We start from the raw sequence: 2,636 nt of genomic DNA on the forward strand, positions 1-2,636 counted from the left end.
CCACCATGAAAAGCATGTTCATATTGGCTGGCCTGACCCTGGTAGGAGCAGCGGCGCTATCGCAGCCCGCCGCAGCGGTAGGATGCCTCTCAGGCGCCGTTGTAGGCGGTATTGGTGGCCATGTGGTACATCACGGTGTTCTAGGAGCAATCGCCGGTTGCGCCGTAGGCCACCACATGGCGGTGCAGGAGCGGCGTCAGGAAGAGCAGCGTGACTACGATCAGCGCCAGCAGCAATTCTCCGGTTCAGGGCAAGGTAGCTACAACCAAGGCTACGCCCGCTGAAACACGGGGCGGCTTCGTCAGATAGCGAGGCCGCCCCAAACTGGGTTGGCTTAGGTCCAGTGTGCATGCGCCCGGCAGGACTCGAACCTGCGACCAAGCCGTTATGAGCGTCCCGCTCTAACCAACTGAGCTACAGGCGCACACGCGGACCGCTCTTTACCCGATAGAAGCGCTGAGCTGCACTACCCCTTGGCGGATGCTTTCGCACTTGGAGTGGCAGATGCCACCGTCTTGCTTAATGCCTCGACGGCCGCAATTGCGTCGTGCAGCGGTTTGGTCATCGACGTCGGCTCGTGCTGGCCTTCCACTTCTTGCAGGTCATAGCGAACGGCCTTCTCAGTGTTCTTATAAGCCTGTTCATCTTGGAAAGTCTTCGGTGCACTCCGCACGATCCCGAGGGCCTGCTGGAGCGCCCGTACGACGGCGACATGGGCGAGTTCCTCGTCATTGGCGCCATTAGGGGCGTTTGCCGTTTCAGGCCGACCAGAAGCGTCACGGAGATCTCCCAGTGCAGCCTGAAGAGAGGACTGGTAAGCAGGCAGGTCGGCCAAAGGTGTTGATGATCCAAAGGGCGAACTGCTGTTTGTTCCTTGCTTGAGAGCCGTTTGCGCCGCCACGGGCAGGGCGAGGAGACTCGTTGCCAAACACACCGCTATTACGGCTCGCTCAGCGACTGCAGATCTTAAGCTCTTCAAGCTTTGGTCCCAGCCTTCTTTGGCTCGACATTTTCGGCACCAGCACGGGTTCCACCAACTTTGTCAGCACCGCCTGCATCTGCGGCCCTGGGCTTCTTGTGATTGCCAGTGTTCTGCTGATCGTCAGTATGGTTCACCGTCTGCTCTGTATGTTCTTGCTTCATGTGAAATCCTCCATTCTGGACATGAACGTGGAAGACTAGTTGGAGGAGATCGGAACCGCGACACAACGACGTGATGCATGCGGCGCTACCATCAGCCATATATCCGCGGCGATGCATACGTCTGGGTCATCGGATCGAACTGCCGCACGGCCGATCCGGTGGTAGAGGGCACCAGCAACGCCCCTATCGCAGGGTGCGGCCCTTTCTGATTAGCGAACTCGGCAAACGGCCAACGAGCTGGGCGTGGGGTTAACCGACCGCTAGTCGCCCAACGGGAGGTCGCGATGGGTGCAGGGTGACGCCTCGCTCATCAATCTCGGTTCGAGCTTCCGGATATGCTGCCAGCGCAGCGCTCATCGCTTCTACGAAGCTGGGTTTGAAGTGCTTCATGGCTGCAAAGCCGCCGCCAAACTGAGCGAAAATGGCTGGCCAAGAGATCGGCGTTGGCTTTTTCAGTTGATGGCAGCGCCAGGCAAGCCAAACGTAGATGTCCAGGGACATACTCCGGTCCTTAAGCTGCCGGATAGCAGCTTCAAGTAGTGGGACCGGGTGTTCGCGCAGGGCCTGCCAAAACGTCTCGTCTAGGACAACCCGGTCTTCCCAAAGGCTCGCTTGGTTGTCTTCCGGTAGCTTGAACCGCAGACCTGATGAGACGATGCCGCCCCGAGCCCAACCTTCCTGCTCTTCGTTTTCCCAGAAGAACTTCAGGGTGCATGCCGATATACGCGCAGCCTGTTCCCGTAGGCTTTTCGCCGTCTCGCCGCCGATCGCCAGACCCATGCGTTCCATCCATTCCCGCATGGATCGGCCAAGTGCCACCTCTCGGCTGCCAGTGCGGACGGCCTCGGTCTGGAGATAGAGTAGGATCATCCGGGCGCGGGCGCCGTAGGGGACACCGTAAGTCACGACCTTACCGCGGGTCTTCATGCGGCCAGGCTCGATCCAAAGCGTGACCCGATGGCCTTTCTTCTCCCAGGTTTGGTCATCGGGTAGCTTCTTATGCGGCAGGCTGGTTAGGCAAAAGCCTGTGTAACTGATCCCTATCCGCTGGCTTTCGTCAGCCATAACTTCGGCGGCAATATCTACAAGTGACCGCTGTCTCTCGGAAACCATTGTCCGAGCCCGGTCTCTTCCGTGTAGCAATACAAGTTGGTGGATGTTGGAGGATGGTCCGGCTGGATCGTTCACATCGCTCTCGTTAAGCTTTCTCGAGACACCCTGCTCAGCACGAAACTCGGCTGTCAACTGTGGGGTTAACCGACCAAGCTAGTAGAGTAACTAGTAGACTCTATTAGTAGTTTCACCGGTTCTCCCCACGGGATAAACCCGATTCGGTCGGTTCTCCCCACACGAGTGGTCTGTTCTCCCCACGGGGTAAACTGAGGCCTCGGTGAGCGCACTGCGGTCGGTTAACCCCACGGGGTAAATCTGCGCCGAGTCGCTCTTGTTGACCTACCAGCCCATACTGCCAGGGCCGCCTTTGAAGGGCCCTT

4 protein-coding genes and 1 tRNA gene are annotated in these 2,636 nt (G+C 58.7%); 1 reads left to right on the top strand and 4 read right to left on the bottom strand.

Annotated features, from left to right (window positions below):
• On the top strand, positions 1 to 284 hold a 284-nt coding region (locus GSQ76_RS31230), incomplete at its 5' end, for a hypothetical protein (protein ID WP_216851147.1).
• A 66-nt stretch (positions 285 to 350) separates the two neighbouring features.
• On the opposite strand, the gene GSQ76_RS18790 is transcribed toward GSQ76_RS31230, so the two are convergent.
• The 4 genes from GSQ76_RS18790 to GSQ76_RS18800 all read right to left on the bottom strand — a co-directional run bounded on the left by GSQ76_RS18790 (position 351) and on the right by GSQ76_RS18800 (position 2,208).
• A tRNA-Ile gene (locus GSQ76_RS18790) sits at positions 351 to 424 on the bottom strand.
• Between the two features lie 42 nt (positions 425 to 466).
• Entirely contained in the window at positions 467 to 928 is a 462-nt protein-coding gene (locus tag GSQ76_RS18795; RefSeq protein ID WP_158745667.1) for a hypothetical protein, read from the bottom strand.
• Between the two features lie 47 nt (positions 929 to 975).
• Positions 976 to 1,143: a hypothetical protein gene (locus GSQ76_RS30895; protein WP_174247368.1), complete on the bottom strand. Its 168-nt coding sequence runs from the start codon at positions 1,141 to 1,143 to the stop codon at positions 976 to 978.
• Between the two features lie 249 nt (positions 1,144 to 1,392).
• Positions 1,393 to 2,208 carry a replication protein RepA gene (locus GSQ76_RS18800; RefSeq protein ID WP_335904915.1) on the bottom strand — a complete coding sequence of 272 codons (816 nt, stop codon included), beginning with the start codon at positions 2,206 to 2,208 and terminating at the stop codon, positions 1,393 to 1,395.
• Positions 2,209 to 2,636 lie beyond the last annotated feature (428 nt).

Origin of the sequence: Acidisphaera sp. L21, assembly GCF_009765685.1 — a bacterium.
Lineage (GTDB): Bacteria > Pseudomonadota > Alphaproteobacteria > Acetobacterales > Acetobacteraceae > LMUY01.